The sequence below is a fragment of the Corynebacterium sp. MSK012 genome (genome assembly GCF_030232435.1).
Lineage (GTDB): Bacteria > Actinomycetota > Actinomycetes > Mycobacteriales > Mycobacteriaceae > Corynebacterium > Corynebacterium jeikeium_D.
Window position 1 is genome coordinate 61,813 of sequence record NZ_JASPJU010000002.1, and the last position, 15,676, is coordinate 77,488.

The 15,676-nt window shown below is 57.9% G+C and carries 17 protein-coding genes; 3 read left to right on the forward strand and 14 right to left on the reverse strand.

From position 1 onward, the window contains the following. Positions 1 to 178 precede the first annotated feature (178 nt). On the forward strand, positions 179 to 2,374 hold the full coding sequence (gene glgB, locus QP977_RS01520) for a 1,4-alpha-glucan branching protein GlgB (protein WP_049172061.1): 2,196 nt from the start codon (positions 179 to 181) through the stop codon (positions 2,372 to 2,374). Positions 2,375 to 2,502: 128 nt separating this feature from the next. Here glgB and QP977_RS01525 read toward each other — a convergent pair whose 3' ends face one another. After that, positions 2,503 to 3,675 carry a serine hydrolase gene (locus QP977_RS01525; RefSeq protein WP_049172060.1) on the reverse strand — a complete coding sequence of 391 codons (1,173 nt, stop codon included), beginning with the start codon at positions 3,673 to 3,675 and terminating at the stop codon, positions 2,503 to 2,505. Between the two features lie 333 nt (positions 3,676 to 4,008). On the opposite strand from QP977_RS01525, the gene QP977_RS01530 reads away from it, so the two are divergent. Continuing rightward, positions 4,009 to 4,404 carry a TIGR02611 family protein gene (locus QP977_RS01530; protein WP_016422463.1) on the forward strand — a complete coding sequence of 132 codons (396 nt, stop codon included), beginning with the start codon at positions 4,009 to 4,011 and terminating at the stop codon, positions 4,402 to 4,404. Between the two features lie 51 nt (positions 4,405 to 4,455). Here QP977_RS01530 and QP977_RS01535 read toward each other — a convergent pair whose 3' ends face one another. Together QP977_RS01535 and QP977_RS01540 are read right to left on the reverse strand one after the other, a co-directional pair. Further along, positions 4,456 to 5,505: a co-chaperone YbbN gene (locus tag QP977_RS01535; protein ID WP_016422462.1), complete on the reverse strand. Its 1,050-nt coding sequence runs from the start codon at positions 5,503 to 5,505 to the stop codon at positions 4,456 to 4,458. An 83-nt stretch (positions 5,506 to 5,588) separates the two neighbouring features. Then, positions 5,589 to 5,894: a thiamine-binding protein gene (locus tag QP977_RS01540; protein WP_016422461.1), complete on the reverse strand. Its 306-nt coding sequence runs from the start codon at positions 5,892 to 5,894 to the stop codon at positions 5,589 to 5,591. Between the two features lie 31 nt (positions 5,895 to 5,925). Between QP977_RS01540 and mce the strand changes: the two genes are divergently transcribed. Then, on the forward strand, positions 5,926 to 6,378 hold the full coding sequence (gene mce, locus QP977_RS01545; protein ID WP_005509354.1) for a methylmalonyl-CoA epimerase: 453 nt from the start codon (positions 5,926 to 5,928) through the stop codon (positions 6,376 to 6,378). 2 nt (positions 6,379 to 6,380) lie between these two features. On the opposite strand, the gene QP977_RS11015 is transcribed toward mce, so the two are convergent. The 11 genes from QP977_RS11015 to atpB all read right to left on the reverse strand — a co-directional run bounded on the left by QP977_RS11015 (position 6,381) and on the right by atpB (position 15,398). Then, positions 6,381 to 6,740, reverse strand: coding sequence for an Rv1322 family protein (locus tag QP977_RS11015; protein ID WP_141744767.1), 360 nt, complete (start codon positions 6,738 to 6,740; stop codon positions 6,381 to 6,383). Between the two features lie 2 nt (positions 6,741 to 6,742). Then, complete coding sequence (nucS, locus tag QP977_RS01555; RefSeq protein WP_005509457.1) at positions 6,743 to 7,435, reverse strand: endonuclease NucS; 693 nt, start codon at positions 7,433 to 7,435, stop codon at positions 6,743 to 6,745. 77 nt (positions 7,436 to 7,512) lie between these two features. Continuing rightward, positions 7,513 to 8,016 carry a DUF2550 domain-containing protein gene (locus tag QP977_RS01560; protein ID WP_016422460.1) on the reverse strand — a complete coding sequence of 168 codons (504 nt, stop codon included), beginning with the start codon at positions 8,014 to 8,016 and terminating at the stop codon, positions 7,513 to 7,515. A 217-nt stretch (positions 8,017 to 8,233) separates the two neighbouring features. Next, entirely contained in the window at positions 8,234 to 8,605 is a 372-nt protein-coding gene (locus QP977_RS01565; protein WP_016422459.1) for a F0F1 ATP synthase subunit epsilon, read from the reverse strand. A gap of 11 nt (positions 8,606 to 8,616) precedes the next feature. Beyond that, positions 8,617 to 10,056: a F0F1 ATP synthase subunit beta gene (gene atpD, locus QP977_RS01570; protein ID WP_005509621.1), complete on the reverse strand. Its 1,440-nt coding sequence runs from the start codon at positions 10,054 to 10,056 to the stop codon at positions 8,617 to 8,619. A 2-nt stretch (positions 10,057 to 10,058) separates the two neighbouring features. Continuing rightward, positions 10,059 to 11,039 carry a F0F1 ATP synthase subunit gamma gene (locus QP977_RS01575; protein ID WP_005509705.1) on the reverse strand — a complete coding sequence of 327 codons (981 nt, stop codon included), beginning with the start codon at positions 11,037 to 11,039 and terminating at the stop codon, positions 10,059 to 10,061. 53 nt (positions 11,040 to 11,092) lie between these two features. Continuing rightward, positions 11,093 to 12,736, reverse strand: coding sequence for a F0F1 ATP synthase subunit alpha (gene atpA / locus QP977_RS01580; RefSeq protein WP_005509387.1), 1,644 nt, complete (start codon positions 12,734 to 12,736; stop codon positions 11,093 to 11,095). A gap of 54 nt (positions 12,737 to 12,790) precedes the next feature. Beyond that, positions 12,791 to 13,609 (reverse strand): F0F1 ATP synthase subunit delta, encoded by an 819-nt coding sequence (locus tag QP977_RS01585; protein ID WP_048735245.1) that lies wholly within the window; start codon positions 13,607 to 13,609, stop codon positions 12,791 to 12,793. Between the two features lie 5 nt (positions 13,610 to 13,614). Then, positions 13,615 to 14,178 (reverse strand): F0F1 ATP synthase subunit B, encoded by a 564-nt coding sequence (locus tag QP977_RS01590; RefSeq protein ID WP_038628467.1) that lies wholly within the window; start codon positions 14,176 to 14,178, stop codon positions 13,615 to 13,617. Between the two features lie 32 nt (positions 14,179 to 14,210). Then, positions 14,211 to 14,462 (reverse strand): ATP synthase F0 subunit C, encoded by a 252-nt coding sequence (locus tag QP977_RS01595; RefSeq protein WP_070429331.1) that lies wholly within the window; start codon positions 14,460 to 14,462, stop codon positions 14,211 to 14,213. A gap of 141 nt (positions 14,463 to 14,603) precedes the next feature. Then, the gene (gene atpB / locus QP977_RS01600) at positions 14,604 to 15,398 is read right to left on the reverse strand and encodes a F0F1 ATP synthase subunit A (protein WP_070429332.1); all 795 of its coding nucleotides are present in this window, start codon (positions 15,396 to 15,398) and stop codon (positions 14,604 to 14,606) included. Positions 15,399 to 15,676: the final 278 nt, after the last annotated feature.

Consider the following 15,676-nt stretch of genomic DNA (forward strand, 5'->3'; position numbering starts at 1 on the left):
CGCTTGCTGGGAACTTTCGGGGTTAGTGGGCCGCTGACCTGACCACTGTCGCAACGATTCGTCGTTAGGCTGGCGGGTGAGTTAGCAGCCCACTGTCCCCTACCTCCCTCTATTTCTTTAAAACTTAACTCAACAACTTCACATTCACCTACCTAGAAACGCTTCGGAAGGACCTTCCATGGGAGCCCACACAGATCCCCGCCTCGCAATTGATTCCGGCGATATGGATCGCCTGCGCTACTGCACCCATCACGATCCGCACAGCATCTACGGCGCACACGTCGTGGACGGTGACACGGTTATTCGCACGAGGGTCTTCGGCGCTCAGGCAGTTACTGTCGTCAGCACGCGCGGCGAGTTTGAAGCGGAGAACCTGGGCGACGGTTTCTTCACCGCCCTCGTCCCCGGCGGCGATGACTTCGACTACCGTCTGCGCATTACGTGGGACTCCGGCGAGACCGTAGAGCGTGCCGACGGCTACCGTTTCCTCCCCACTATCGGCGCTGGTGACCTACACCTAATCGGCGAGGGACGTCATGAGGAACTGTGGAAGGTTCTCGGTGCTCACCTTCGCAGTTACGACACAGAGCTGGGTACGGTCGAAGGCACCTCGTTTACGGTCTGGGCTCCGAACGCACGCGGCGTCGCCGTGGTCGGTGACTTCTGTATGTGGAACGGCGCGCAGTACCCAATGCGCTCTATGGGTGGCGCAGGTATCTGGGAGCTGTTCATCCCGGGTGTGGGTGAGGGCGAAGTCTACAAGTTCGCCATCACGACACCGGAGGGACAGCGTCGCGATAAGGCCGACCCGATGGCGCGTGCTGCTGAGCTCCCACCGGCTACCGGGTCGATTGTTGCGACCTCCGACTACGCCTGGAGCGACCAAGCGTGGATGGAAAAGCGCGCCAACACAGACTGGACCGAAGAGCCCATCTCTATCTACGAGGTCCACTTGGGTTCCTGGAAGCAGGGCCTGAGCTACGAGGTTATGGCGGAGAAGCTGGTGCGTTACGTGGTCGACATGGGCTACACCCATGTGGAGTTCATGCCAGTATGTGAGCACCCGTTCACCGGTTCCTGGGGTTATCAGGTTTCCGGCTACTACGCTCCGACCAGCCGCTTCGGCACCCCAGATCAGTTCCGCGGTCTAGTTGATGCCTTCCACGCCGCTGGCATCGGTGTCATCATGGACTGGGTTCCGGGGCACTTCCCGAAGGACGAGTTCGCACTTGCCCGCTTCGATGGCACGGCTTGCTACGAGCACCCGGACTGGCGCCGCGGCGAGCAGCGCGACTGGGGCACCTACGTTTTCGACTTCGGCCGCAACGAGGTACGCAACTTCCTCTACGCCAACGCACTGTACTGGGCAGAAGAGTTCCACATCGACGGTCTGCGCGTCGACGCAGTGGCTTCCATGCTGTACCTGGACTACTCCCGCAATGAAGGCGAGTGGCTGCCGAACCAGTACGGTGGCCGTGAAAACCTCGATGCTGTTCAGTTCCTGCAGGAATTCAACGCCACGGTACACAAGCACAACCCGGGCTTCCTCACCGTGGCCGAAGAATCTACTTCTTGGCCGGGTGTGACCGCACCTACCGAGCACGGTGGCTTGGGCTTCTCTATGAAGTGGAACATGGGCTGGATGAATGACACGCTGGAGTACTTCAGCAAGGAGCCGATTTACCGCTCCTACCACCACCATGAGCTCACCTTCGCTATGGTCTACGCCTACTCGGAAGAGTTCATTCTGCCGATTAGCCACGACGAGGTCGTGCACGGCAAGGGCTCGCTGTGGGAGCGCATGCCGGGCGGCGATTGGGATAAGGCCGCAGGCCTACGTACTTTCCTGACCTTCATGTGGGCGCACCCGGGCAAGCAGCTTCTATTCCAGGGTCAGGATCTTGGCCAGAACCACGAGTGGAACCACGATGAGTCCGTGGCTTGGGACAACCTCGAAGGTTGGAGCGGCGAATTCCACCGCGGCATTCAGCTGCTGGTTAAGGACATCAACGCCATCTACAAGGAAAACCCAGCGTTCTACACCCAGGATGACCGCCCAGAGGGCTTCCAGTGGATTAACGCGGATGATTCCACAAACAATGTTGTGTCCTTTGTCCGTTACGGCACCGATGACTCGGTCGTCGCCTGCGTCTATAACCTGTCGGGAACCACGCAGGAAATCTACAAGATTGGCGTACCGCGCGGTGGCCAATGGACGGAGATTCTGAACACAAACGCATCGCGTTACGAGGGCTCCGGCTACGGTGAAAACGGTACTGTGACCGCGGTCGAGCACGGTTGGAACGGCCAGGCTCACTCGATTGATTTGGTGCTGCCGGCCAACACCGCCGTTTGGCTGAAGTGGCAGGGCTAGTCCCGAATCCAGCCAAACAAAAGACAATCACATAGGAATTGCCCGTGCTGCACGGTTTTCAGTGATCTGAGTTTCCTCCTGAAAACCTGACACACGGGCAATTTTGTTTTGGGGAGCGTATCCAGGTTTTATCCTCGGAACGGATTGAACCAGTCAGGTTCCAAAGATTCGTTGTAATTCGCAGAATCTGAATCATCGGTGTACGCGGATCCATCCATGCTGTCGGTTCCGATGCGATCCGGAATGCCGTCGCCATCCTCATCCGCGCTCCACGTCGCAGCCTGCTTGGCAGTCAGTGGCTTGCCATCCTTACCAAGGCGATTGTAATCCGGCAGAAGCGGGGCTATTTGGGAACCCAGCTGGCCGAGCAGGCCGTCGGTAAGCTCATTGAGCGGCACCTCATCAAAGCGCGTCGTAATGGCGTAAGCGATGGGTCCGGCTGCGGTGTACAAAATACCGTGGTCATTAACGCCCTCGGCAGTGTCACCGGTCTTCTGGACTGCGGAGCCGACGTACATCACAAACTTCTGCGAACCACCGTAAGTGAGGTAGGTCAATGCAGTTTGTGCCGTGTCCTTGGTAATGAAGTTGTGCTTTGAGGTGCCATCGGCCACTTCCTGGAGACGTGCCATGAACAGCGCAGCTTGAGAGGGAGTAAACCAGGACCGATCACCGCTGGGATTGGGGATGTTGAACTTGTTGCCCAGGTGGTAGCGCTTGTCATCAACACCGGCTTCCTTGATGGTTTTGTTGACCTCGTCGAAACCAGCGACAGCGTCAATCAACCCATTCGCCGCGGTGTTGTCCGAATACCGCATCACGTACTGCAACAGCCCGTCGAGCGTGTATTGGCCAGGGCCAATCACGCTTCCGCCAACACCATTGTCCCAATCGACCGTCACCGTCTTGTCTAGGTCATCGCCGAATTTCTTCAGCGCAGTAACCACTAACGGAGCCTTGATGGTCGATGCGGAGTACTCCTTCGTATCCTCGCCTACCGACGCCGTGAGCCCTTTGTATGGACCGTCAATGACACGCAAATAGACACCTAAATCAATGCCATAGTTGTCGGAGAAACTCTTAGCCGCAGTATCGAGGACGTCCTGTGCATCAGACCAGGTGACTTCCTCGGAAGCATCCCAACCGTTATCTGGAGCATTAGGTTTTGTGGTAGCAGTGGTGGCCTTGGACCCGGTGGTGCTTGGGACATCGATGGTGCACCCCGCCAACAGAGTCGAGGCCGAAAGCGCAACAATGACCGAGGCGGAAGTAGCGCGAAGGGCTTTGGGGCGAAGTCGCATGCAAAACTCCTGGCTGCAGAAAACTGAAGACCAAAGGCACCTAGCGCAGTATGAACTGTCTGAGGTGAACAGGTGGATGAGATGCAGTGGTAACTGCTGTAAACCACTGAGAACTGTTGGAAGATTACCACCTTCCGAAAAATCTCGTTGCACTGGGGCGCAGCTTTTGTGCAACAATGGATTAAATATAGACATGATTAAAAGAATCAATGTCCAACGGTGCACCCAGGCAGTTGAGCTGCACATTTGATGCTTAATGCTTCAACGATGCCTCGTCCGAGACCGCTGCTAGAAATAGCGCACGGCACCGAAAATCGGAGGAAGTGAATCGCAATGAAGGAAAAGGTACATCGCTTGATGGACCGCATGCAGATTCGCCATGCCCATATGCGCAACACCTGGTATGGGCCGGTACTCTCCCCGGTTCTTCTCGTCGCAGGCTTCGTATTGCTCATTGTTGGCATTATCATTTTGCCAACTCCTGCTCCCGGATGGCTCTGCATCTTTGTTGCACTGGGAATTCTCTCGTTGGTGCATCCGCCGACACGTCGCCTGAACATCTGGTTGGCAGCAAAATTGGATGCCTTTTACGCCTGGTATGCGGAGCGTCATGTGGCAATGAAAGCAACACTTTTCCTGTTGCTAATGGCGTTTATGGCCGCTGTAATGGGCAGCGTCTACTACTTCATGGCTCCGGATGACTGGCCATACACCGACGCTTCAAGCTAGGAGCCTGAGCGCTTTCCAGGCTCCTAGTACAGTGCCCCTAGTCCAGTACTCCTAGTACAGTGCGCTAGCCATCCTCCGGCGTGCATCCAATGCCACTGGATCTGCGGTATCGAATAGCACAAGCAGCTCTAGTAGACGCGACTTGATGGCCTCACGGTCATCGCCAAACACCTGCGGGAGCAACTTCAACAAACGATCGAGCGCCTTCGCTGGATCGTCGACAAGCATCGTGACATCCGCGGCATCGAGGGCGAGCGCGACGTCCTTCGGCGCAGCGTCGGCCTTTGCAATTGGATCTGCGCTGCGATCAATCTTGGCAGCGCGGGCGAAGAAGGACACATTCGCGTGGGCGCGCTTCAGCCCCTGATTTGCGGGCTCGGACTGCAGCATGGCGTCATACAGCTCCAACGCTCCGTCGAAATCGCCCTCCTCGAGCAACTCTTCGGCCTGCTCCAAACGCGGGTCATCGGTGGGTACGGGATTGCCGAAGAAGTCAGTAGGCTCCGGAGCCTCCGGTCCGCTGCCCTCCCCAGCCATACGAGTTCCCGCCGGCAACCCCTTGAGACGACCCCGAGTGGCCTCCATAACCTGCGCCAGCCACTGCTCCAGCCAATCCCTGGTTTTCTCGCCGACAAACATGCCAATGGGACTGCCCATAGCCACAGCCGTGACTGTCGGCACTGCCTGCACACCGAATGCCTGGGCCAGCTGCGGATGCTCCTCAGCATCTGCCCACGCCAGGATCCAGTTCAAATTAGCCTCACGGGCCAAGCCTTCTAGCTCAGCCCGAAGACGCAACGAATCAGCTGCTCCAGCCATGCCGATCAAGACAATAACCGGTACCTGCTCCGAGCGCAGAACGACTTCTGCCTCAAGGGTCTGCGGGACAATCTCAACTACAGGAGGAAGCCCATTTCCCTGATCACTGGTTGCCCGCTCGATCTCCTCTCGGCGCTTACGTTCGGCTTCGGCGCGCTGGTGGAGCTGCTCCAAATCAACCGTGCCGGGCGGTGGTGGCGGAGTCGAGCACTCGCGGTGACCGTGTGCTCCATGCGAGTGACCATGAGAATGGCCATGTGCGTGACCATGTCCAGCTGGCATCGTAAAAGGGTTCCTCTCCAGTGTCGTCGTAAAGCCTATGTGAAGACCTATGTAGAGCCTACGTGTCCAATCCGAACAAGAGACTAGTCGGTGGCTTTTAGCACATCCTCGACCGCATCCACTTTCGCACGCAGCTGCCCGGTATATCCGTTACGAATGTCCGCCTTGATGACCAGAGAAGTTCGTGGACTGACACGGCTGACTGCTTCCGTGGCTCGCTTAATGACATCCATCACCTCATCCCATTCGCCTTCAACAAGGGTGAACATGGCATTGGTCTCGTTGGGCAGGCCAGATTCGCGCACAACACGCACGGCTTCAGCAACGGCCTCAGCCATTCCCTGCTCAGGATCGGAGAAAGTGGGGGCAACAGAAAATGCGACAATCATGGCGCCGATAATAGCGAGTACCCTGGGAACTATGAGTGAGACACAGATTCCCGTTCCCCATAAGTACGTAGTCGCTGTTGATCACGTCGGCGTCGCAGTCCCGGATTTTGATGCCGCTATCGAGTGGTACCGCGCAAACCTTGGTTTCATCAACTACCACGATGAAGTCAATGAAGAGCAGGGCGTCCACGAGGCCATGGTCGGCCCGGCCGACAAGGTTGAAGGTGGCACTCTGGTTCAGATTCTTGCGCCACTGAATGACCAGTCCACGATTGCAAAGTACCTGGACAAGAAGGGGCCAGGAATCCAGCAGTACGCAGTTCGCGTCACTGATCTGGAGGCGCTGATGGCGCACCTGAAGGAGCAGGGCACCCGGGTGCTGTATCCGGAGCCGAAGATCGGTACCGCAGGTTCGCGCATCAACTTCATCCACCCGAAGGATGCCGGTGGCGTCCTGCTGGAGCTCGTTGAGCCGGCTAAGTAAATCTATCCCCAGCGGCGCGTGATAGTGCGGTGAGCTCTGTTGCGCCAGCAGTTAGTGTGCCAATGGCGCCGGTCATCGGCGCCTGCACCATAATCCTGCGGCCAAGCTACGATGTGCGAGGTCCCGGGCATGATTTCCTGGTCGCACCCTGGACAGCGATAAACCTTGTTCGACTGTCCAGCGCTGATGTTACGCACCGCAAAGTCCACGTCCTGCCAACCAGCAGGCCCAGATTCAGTGCGGGTGTTTTGGAAAGAACTGCCAAATGTGGGCAGGCTGCCGCGATTCTGGCCGTGGTTATTACGCCCGCCGCGTTGGTTGCCTCGTTGATTACCGCGCCGCTTGTGGTTTCGCCTAGGCATGGCTAGAACAACCGCAATTCATTGGACTCCAGGCCACGCAGGGCGTCGTAATCCACGGTCACACAGCGAATCCCACGATCCTCTGCCAGAGTCTTGGCCTGTGGCTTAATCTCCTGGGCAGCAAAAATCCCTTCCACCGGTGCCAGCAGCTCATCGCGGTTCAGCATCTCCAAGTAACGGGTTAGCTGCTCAACGCCATCGATACCGCCCCGACGCTTAACCTCGACTGCAACGGTGGCGCCGTTTTCATCGCGGCCAAGCAGGTCCACCGGTCCGATCGGGGTTGGGTATTCGCGCCTAATCAGGGTGTAGCCCTCGCCAAACGTTGTGAACTGATCTGCAAGCAGTTCCTGTAGATGCGCTTCTACCCCGTCCTTCTCCAGGCCAGGGTCCTCTCCCAGTTCGTACGTGCTATCAGCCAGCACCTTGCCGATAGTGATACGAAGTTGCTCGCCCTTCTTATTCTCAACGACCCAGAGCTTTTCACCAGTGTCTTCCCCCGACTCGTCGAGAATATCCTTCTCCGTCAGCGTGCACGGCGGTGTCATCCAGTTCAGAGGCTTATATGCACGGTCGTCGGCATGCACAGAAACTGACCCATCTGCTTTCACCAACAGCAAGCGCGGGGCATGAGGCAGATGGGCATTCAAGCGACCGACATAGTCAACAGTGCATTCAGCAATCACAAGGCGCATTCCCCTACCCTAACGTGACTGCCGCGCGGGAGAAAACAATACCCACTAGAGCCTTAGCAATAGCCTGTCGTAAGAGACTAGTACTGACTTCCCCGGCCACGGTTATAAGCCGAACGGAAACGTCGCTCAATATCTGTAGGAAACTCACGAGTCTGGCGTGACGACGGCTTCGACTCCACCCACGCCACCAGCGCAGTGTCCGAGGACGAGTCCACGGCAAACTCCCATTCGGTATTTTTCCCCGTTTTAATCCTGACTACCCGAAGCCCGGGCGCGAAAAAACCCGCCTCGATGTCAGTCGGATCTCGGCGATCCACAATAGTGACATCGTGACGGGCAAATTCGGCATCACAGCCAGGACGCAGCGAACGTAGCTTGTACATCTTCAACGTCGACTCTGAATAAACAATGACACCATGGCGCCAATGACTGCCATCACCTGCAGGAAGGCGACGAGCAATAACAGGAGTACCTTTTGCATGCAGGCTGGCGAAACGCCACAGGGCAAGGACCCCGCCGACGATCAACATCGCACCGATAATCATGAACATGATTGACATCATGGTTACGCTTGAAAACACTATCTGCCAGCCTCGCATCCGGGTGAATAGACGACGAACCTTGGTTCAAAAGCGCTTTAGAGGCTTTTTACAAACCCTACCCGATTGTTGCACTGACATGAAAAATAACTAAGAAAAACGGGGCGGGAAGCTGGCAAGATTTCTCTTGCGAGCTCCCCGCCCCGTTTAAAGAAGCAGGAAGAATACGGTCGTGCGACCGGATGTTCAGGCGAAAAGACTAGTTGGTGGAAGCGCGACGAGCCGCGCGGACCTCCGACTCAGCCTGTGCCTTTACTGCAGGGTCATCCGAAGTCAGGTTGGACTCGGCCTCGGAGAGGTTAACCTCGTCAGCCCAGATTGCCTTATCCGCGAGGATCGAAACCTTCGAGGTAGACACGGAAATGAACCCACCCTGTACCGAAGCGACAAGAACCTTGCCGTCTGCGGTCTTGATGGTCACCGTGCCGTTGTTGACCAGCTGGCCAAGCAACGGCTGGTGTCCGGGCAGCACGCCGATCTCACCCTCGGTGGTCTGGGCAGAGACCAAGGTGGCCTTGCCCTTCCAGAGCGGTCGCTCAACGGCAACCAGTTCAGCGGTGATTTCAGCCATGAGGATGCCCCTTACTTCTTCTGCATTTCAGCGTACTTCTTCTCGACATCGTCGAGGCCACCCAGGCCGTCGAAGGCCATCTCCGGGTAGTTGTCGAAGTCGCCCTTGCAGATGCGGTCGAAGGCAACGATGGTGTCCTTCAGCGGGACGTACGAACCAGGCAGACCCGTGAACTTCTCAGCAACGAAGAAGTTCTGACCCAAGAATCGCTGGATACGACGTGCACGCTGCACGGTCACCTTGTCCTCCTCAGACAGCTCGTCCATACCGAGGATGGCGATGATGTCCTGGAGTTCCTTGTTCTTCTGCAGGATGTTAATAACCTGCTGAGCAACGCGGTAGTGCTCCTCACCGACGATCGACGGCTCGAGGATACGAGAAGTCGAAGTCAGCGGGTTCACTGCCGGGTAAATACCCTTCGATGCAATCGAGCGGTCGAGCTCGGTGGTTGCATCGAGGTGGGCGAAGGTCGTTGCCGGAGCCGGGTCGGTGTAGTCATCGGCAGGCACGTAGACGGCCTGCAGAGAGGTAATCGAACGGCCCTTGGTGGACGTAATGCGCTCCTGCAGAACACCCATCTCGTCAGCCAGGGTCGGCTGGTAACCCACGGCGGAAGGCATACGACCCAGCAGGGTCGAAACCTCAGAACCGGCCTGGGTGAAACGGAAGATGTTGTCAATGAAGAGCAGCACGTCCTGGTGCTGAACATCGCGGAAGTACTCTGCCATGGTCAGACCCGACAGCGCGACGCGCATACGGACTCCCGGAGGCTCGTCCATCTGGCCGAAGACGAGGGCGGTGTCCTGGAGAACGCCCATCTCTTCCATTTCCAGGAAGAGGTCGGTGCCCTCACGGGTACGCTCACCAACACCGGCGAAGACCGAAGTACCGGAGAACTCGCGTGCAATACGAGTAATCATCTCCTGGATCAGAACGGTCTTACCGACACCGGCACCACCGAACAGACCAATCTTGCCGCCCTTAACGTACGGGGTCAGCAGGTCGATGACCTTAATACCGGTTTCCAGAATCTCGGTCTTGCCCTCGAGCTGGTCGAAGGCCGGCGGCTCACGGTGGATGCCCCACTGCTCACCATCGCGACCCAGGCCCGGCTCATCCAGGCAGTCGCCCATTGCGTTAAAGACGTGACCCTTGACGACGTCACCAACCGGAACCGAAATCGGCTTACCGGTGTCCTTGACCTCTGCACCGCGGACCAGGCCGTCGGTCGGAGCCATAGCAATGGTACGAACCATGTTGTCACCGAGGTGCTGTGCAGTCTCGAGGACAATGGTCTTGGCGACCGAAGGAAGGGTAACTTCCACGGTCAGCGCGTTGTAAAGTGCCGGCAGTTCGTTACGCGGGAACTCCACGTCGACGACGGCACCGATGACACGCACAACACGGCCCACAGCCGTGGTGGTGTTCTGCTCACTTAGAGCTGTGCTCATATCTAGTCACTTTCTCCGCTGTCGTCGAGCGCACCGGCGCCACCGACGATTTCTGTGATTTCCTGGGTAATCTGTGCCTGACGTGCCTGGTTAGCAACACGCGAGAGGTCCTTGACCAGCTCGGTAGCGTTGTCCGTCGCGGACTTCATAGCGTTACGACGGGCAGCGGACTCAGAGGCAGCGGCCTCGAGCATCACTGCGAACAGAGTGCGGGACACGTACTGCGGCAGAAGCTCTGCCAACAGGGTGTCTGCATCAGGCTCGAATTCATAGTCCGGCTTGAGGTCATCTGATCCATCGGACAGCATGTCCTCGCCCTGAGCAATCTCGACATCCTCGTACACAGGCTCAATCGGGAGCATCTGGTGTGCACGCGGAATCTGAGAAAGCATGGACACGAATTCCGTGTAGACAACGTGGACCTGGTCGAAGCCCTGAACGGCCTCGCCGTTGGTGCCACGCAGGCCTTCGCGGTACTTGGCAGTGCCCTCGGCCGTAGCGTTGAAACCATCAATGAGGTGACGACGCACGTCGTGGGTTGCGGCGTAGTCCGGATCCTGGGAGAAGCCCTCCCACGTACCGGCGAGCTCGACACCACGGAAGTCGTAGTAGTCGGTGCCCTTACGGCCAGTCACGTAGAGAACGACCTCATGCCCCTGCTCTTCCAGAGCGGTACGCAGTTCTGCAGCCTTCTTCAGGACGTTGTGGTTGTAGCCGCCACACATGCCGCGGTCACTGGTGACAACCAGGACTGCAACACGCTGGTTACCCTCACGCTTTACGAGCATCGGGTGATCCAACGACGAAGCCGATGCGAGACGTCCGATGACCTTCTCGATTTCGTCGGCGTACGGCTGGGAGTCTGCTACGCGACGCTGCGCCTTAGTAATGCGCGAGGTTGCGATAAGCTCCTGGGCCTTGGTGATCTTCTTGGTCGAGTTCACCGACTTGATTCGGGCTCGAAGTTCACGAAGATTCGCCATGTCCTATTCCCTCCCTTCAATTGCGAAAACGGTCATTGAGTAGCTCAACCTGCCTAGTTCTGGGCAGTCTTGCGGGAGACCGTAATCTGCTGCTTCTTGAGCTCGCCCTCGTCGAGTGCCTCGACCGGAGCCTCGGAAGCCAGCGGTGCGCCCTCAGAAGTCTGGAAGGACTTCTTGAAGTTAGCGGTAGCGGACTTCAGAGCAGCCTTGGACTCGTCAGAGAAGGCGACGCCGCCGTCAATCTGCTCGAAGACTGCAGGCTGAGTGTCCTGCAGGTGCTCAAGCAGCTCGGCCTCGAAGCGACGGACGTCCTCAACCGGGACATCGTCGAATTCGCCCTCGCCAGCGAGGTAGATGGAGGTCATCTGGTACTCGACCGGCTGCGGGTGGTTTTCCTTCTGCTTCAGCAGCTCAACCAGACGCTGACCGCGCTCCAGCTGACGCTTGGAGGCATCGTCCAGGTCGGATGCGAACATTGCGAATGCTTCCAGGTCGCGGTAGGACGCGAGGTCCAGACGCAGGTTACCGGAAACCTTCTTCATGCCCTTGGTCTGTGCGGCACCACCAACACGGGAAACCGACACACCGACGTTAATAGCCGGGCGGACACCCTGGTTGAACAGGTCGGACTCGAGGAAGACCTGGCCGTCGGTAATGGAAATGACGTTGGTCGGAATGAAGGCCGACACGTCGTTTGCCTTGGTCTCGATGATCGGCAGTGCGGTCAGCGAGCCTGCACCCATGTCGTCGGAGAGCTTCGCAGCACGCTCCAGCAGACGGGAGTGGAGGTAGAAGACGTCACCCGGGTAAGCTTCGCGTCCCGGCGGGCGACGCAGCAGCAGCGAGATGGCACGGTATGCCTCTGCCTGCTTAGTCAGATCATCGTAAATGACCAGGACGTGCTTGCCCTGGTACATCCAGTGCTGACCCAGTGCGGCGCCTGCGAATGGTGCAAGCCACTTGAAGCCTGCGGCATCCGACGCCGGGGCAGCAACGATAGTGGTGTACTCGAGTGCGCCCTGCTCCTCGAGGGTCTGGCGCACACCAGCAATGGTGGAGCCCTTCTGACCGATAGCAACGTAGATGCATCGCACCTGCTTGCTCGGGTCACCGGACTCCCAGTTAGCCTTCTGGTTCAAGATGGTGTCCAGGCAGACCGCGGTCTTACCGGTCTTACGGTCACCAATGATCAACTGACGCTGACCACGACCAATTGGGGTCATTGCGTCGATGGCCTTAATACCAGTAGCCATCGGCTCTTCAACCGGCTGACGCTGCAGCACGGTCGGTGCCTGCAGCTCGAGGACGCGGTCCTCTTCAGCCTCAATGTCGCCCAGGCCGTCAATCGGCTGGCCCAGGGGGTTAATTACGCGACCGAGGAACTTGTCCCCGACCGGAATCGAAAGGACGTCACCCGTCCGCTTTACCTCGTCACCCTCTTTAAGCGACTCGAAGTTACCCAGCACCACAACGCCGACCTTGTCGGTGTCGAGGTTCTGAGCGACGCCAATAACGCCGCCCGGGAACTCCAGAAGCTCATTCGTCATGACCGACGGCATTCCCGAAACCTGGGCGATACCATCAGCTGCACTGATAACAACGCCAACCTCCTCGCGGGAGGCCTCCGGGGAGTAGCTCGAGGTGTAGTTCGCAATCGCGCTACGGATCTCGTCGGAGGAGATCGTCAGCTCCGCCATGTTCTTCCTGCTCTCGGTAATATTCTTCCAGTGATTAATCGTCTAAACCATCCGTCAGCCGAGGCCGACGCGCAGCTTCTCAAGCTTTGTTGAAAGGCTACCGTCGATGACCTCGTCGCCAACCCGGATGACCAGTCCACCGAGAATCGACTTATCGATCACGGTGTGGATGGACATCGCCTTGCCGTAGACTCGGCCGAGCTTGTCCGCCAGTGCTCGCTCTTGCTCGTCAGAGACGGCCGTGGCACTGGTCACGCGAGCGACGACGTGGTTCCGCAGGCCGGCGGCTAGCCGGGACAGGGAGTCAATGTCGTCCGCGGGGCGCTTGGATGGGCGACCAACAGCCTGCAGTGCCAGGGTTTCGGTCACGGAAGTGACCTTGCCGTACAGCACAGAGGCGAGGAGCCCACGCTTGGCTTCGGGGGTTGCGGCCTTGTCGGCCAGCAGCTGTTCAAGCTGCGACTGCTCAGCCAGGATGTGTCCCAGTTGGAACAGCTCAGACTCAACAGTCTCAAGCTGTCCCTGGCCTTCGGCAGAGCGAAGGAGGGCTCGACGGCCCAGCTCTACCAAACCCTCACGCATTTCACGCGGGGTGGACCATACCTGCGCGGCAGCATCCACGACGAGGTTAAGAGTCGTCTCAGATACCTTGCCCGCGAACAGGCTCCGGACAAGGCCGGAACGCTGTTCCGCAGTCGCCGAGGTGTCGGCGACAGCGACACGCAGGCCGCGGTCGGAGTCCAGGACCTCGACGATGTCGAAAAGCTCGGAACCAGTCTGAGCAGCCTGAGCAACAGCGACATTGTCGCCACCGATAGCGGCGTCCAGTCGCTGGCTAAGGGCTGCCAGGGATTCGCGGCTTGCTGCGTGCATGTCGCCTACTTTCCGGCCGGGGCCACGGTGTCAAGGTTGGACAAGAAGTTGTCAATCGTCGACGAGTTACGAACGTCGTCGGAAAGCTGCTCGCCCAGAAGGCGCTCAGCGAGATTGATGGAGTTCTGGCCCATTTCCTTGCGCAGCTCTGCGACTACCTGCTCACGCTGGGCAGCGAGCTGCTTCTCACCGGACTCGATGATTCGTGCGCTCTCGTCATTAGCCTTGGTCGTAGCGTCTGCAATGATGCGCTGACCCTGTGCACGGGCTTCGTCGCGAATCTTTGCTGCTTCAGTACGGGCCTCTGCGAGCTGACTGTTGTACTTTTCCAGAGCGGCCTTCGCCTCGGCCTGTGCAGCCTCAGCGCGCTCAATGCCGCCCTCAATCCGGTCCTCCCGCTCGGTCAGGACCTCCTGGAACTTCGGAAGAACGAGCTTCCAGAAGAGAACCAGGATAACTACCAGCGGGACAACGGACCAGACGATGTCATAGGTCTTTGGCAGCAGCGGGTCAACGGACTCTCCCATCGGGAGGTCACCCGCTGCTAGCAAAAAGGTGAAATCTGTCATGGTTTACGTGTTCTCCGCTTGAAGGTCCGGACTTAGAAAACGAAGCCTGCGACCAGGCCGATCAGGGCGAGAGCCTCAGTGAAGGCGATACCCAGGAACATGGTAGTACGCAGCTGGCCGGCCATCTCAGGCTGGCGTGCCATACCCTCAACGGTCTTACCGGCGACGATGCCGATACCGAGGCCCGGGCCCAGGGTGGACAGACCGTAACCGATGGTCTTCAGGCCAGAGTTGGTGTCGACAGCCTGGACAGCGTCCTGGGCGGAGAGGATGACGTCGTTCATTATGAACCGTTCCCTTTCTTAAAGGATGGCCCCGGATTAAAGATTGTTCTAAGTAGGCCCGGGGCTTTTGTGGGTCAAGTGGGTCTTGCTATTAAATTTGCGAGGCCTTGTTGCCGAATTTGCGGCCTCATTAGTTATGGGTTAGTGCTCGTCTGCGTGCAGCGACAGTTCGATGTAGACGGCGCTCAGCAGGGCAAAGATGTATGCCTGCAGGAAAATCACCAGCATCTCGAACAGCGTGAATGCTACCGCAGCGATAAGGGTCAACCCGGACAGGGCGGTCCAACCATTCAGCTGCCAGAAGAAGAAGTTCGTGGCACCGAAAAGCAGGACTAGAACCATGTGGCCCGCCAGCATGTTGGCCATCAGACGGATGGTCAGCGTAACTGGGCGGAGAACGAAGTTGGAGAAAATCTCGATCGGCACCACGATGAGGTGGAGCGCCGGTGGCAAGTTCGGAATAACGACTGCCGACTTCACAAACTTGAAGAAGCCCATCTTCTTCGAGCCCGCGTAAATGAAGGCAACGTATGCGAACAGGGCCAGAACCAGTGGCATACCGATTCGGGCGTTCGGCGAAATATTGAGGCCAGGAATAATAGCCGCAATATTCATCGAGATAACAAGGAAGAAGATGGTGGCCAGAACCGGAAGGAAACGACGCCCCTCCTTCTTACCCAGAATCTCCTCCGCGATGTGGATGCGGACGAAGTCCAGCATCAACTCCGCAACGTTCTGCAGACCAGTCGGCACGAGCTTCGGACGACGCATTGCGACGACGAAGAACACGGCGACGATCACGGCCATCAAAAGACGAACAATCATCAGGCGGTCCATGGCGTACCAGTCGCCACTGCCACCTAAAATGAAGTCGCCAAATTGTTCACCCGGGAAATACTCCTCCTGCAAGTTGGGTGAGTGAAACTCACCCCGCATCTCGGCAAGTGTTGTAACGCTCAGCGTTCTCTCCCGTGATTGGGCCGCTAGAACTATTGTCAAGCGGTGCGAAGGACGTCATTTAACGTGTCGCGCCGCGGATTCCATTCGCTCATCAGCACGGCGCTCACGGGGACCGTACCTGTGGAAATGATAGTTATTTCGCTACAGGCCGTCTTACCCGAAACTCAGGATAACAGTTCTGACTCATTTTCCCCACCCGGTACACCCCCGCGTTTCCGACCCCGAAACCAACAAAGAGGCCGACCCCCGCTGTG

What these genes read in the sequence shown, in the direction of transcription:
- QP977_RS01575 (WP_005509705.1), bottom strand. Translation starts at nt 11,039, where the DNA reads ATGGCGAATCTTCGTGAACTTCGAGCCCGAATCAAGTCGGTGAACTCG.
- QP977_RS01540 (WP_016422461.1), bottom strand. Translation starts at nt 5,894, where the DNA reads ATGATTGTCGCATTTTCTGTTGCCCCCACTTTCTCCGATCCTGAGCAG.
- QP977_RS01590 (WP_038628467.1), bottom strand. Translation starts at nt 14,178, where the DNA reads ATGACAGATTTCACCTTTTTGCTAGCAGCGGGTGACCTCCCGATGGGA.
- mce (WP_005509354.1), top strand. Translation starts at nt 5,926, where the DNA reads ATGAGTGAGACACAGATTCCCGTTCCCCATAAGTACGTAGTCGCTGTT.
- nucS (WP_005509457.1), bottom strand. Translation starts at nt 7,435, where the DNA reads ATGCGCCTTGTGATTGCTGAATGCACTGTTGACTATGTCGGTCGCTTG.
- QP977_RS01565 (WP_016422459.1), bottom strand. Translation starts at nt 8,605, where the DNA reads ATGGCTGAAATCACCGCTGAACTGGTTGCCGTTGAGCGACCGCTCTGG.
- QP977_RS01585 (WP_048735245.1), bottom strand. Translation starts at nt 13,609, where the DNA reads ATGCACGCAGCAAGCCGCGAATCCCTGGCAGCCCTTAGCCAGCGACTG.
- atpA (WP_005509387.1), bottom strand. Translation starts at nt 12,736, where the DNA reads ATGGCGGAGCTGACGATCTCCTCCGACGAGATCCGTAGCGCGATTGCG.
- glgB (WP_049172061.1), top strand. Translation starts at nt 179, where the DNA reads ATGGGAGCCCACACAGATCCCCGCCTCGCAATTGATTCCGGCGATATG.
- atpD (WP_005509621.1), bottom strand. Translation starts at nt 10,056, where the DNA reads ATGAGCACAGCTCTAAGTGAGCAGAACACCACCACGGCTGTGGGCCGT.
- QP977_RS01530 (WP_016422463.1), top strand. Translation starts at nt 4,009, where the DNA reads ATGAAGGAAAAGGTACATCGCTTGATGGACCGCATGCAGATTCGCCAT.
- QP977_RS01595 (WP_070429331.1), bottom strand. Translation starts at nt 14,462, where the DNA reads ATGAACGACGTCATCCTCTCCGCCCAGGACGCTGTCCAGGCTGTCGAC.
- QP977_RS01535 (WP_016422462.1), bottom strand. Translation starts at nt 5,505, where the DNA reads ATGCCAGCTGGACATGGTCACGCACATGGCCATTCTCATGGTCACTCG.
- atpB (WP_070429332.1), bottom strand. Translation starts at nt 15,398, where the DNA reads ATGCGGGGTGAGTTTCACTCACCCAACTTGCAGGAGGAGTATTTCCCG.
- QP977_RS01525 (WP_049172060.1), bottom strand. Translation starts at nt 3,675, where the DNA reads ATGCGACTTCGCCCCAAAGCCCTTCGCGCTACTTCCGCCTCGGTCATT.
- QP977_RS11015 (WP_141744767.1), bottom strand. Translation starts at nt 6,740, where the DNA reads ATGCCTAGGCGAAACCACAAGCGGCGCGGTAATCAACGAGGCAACCAA.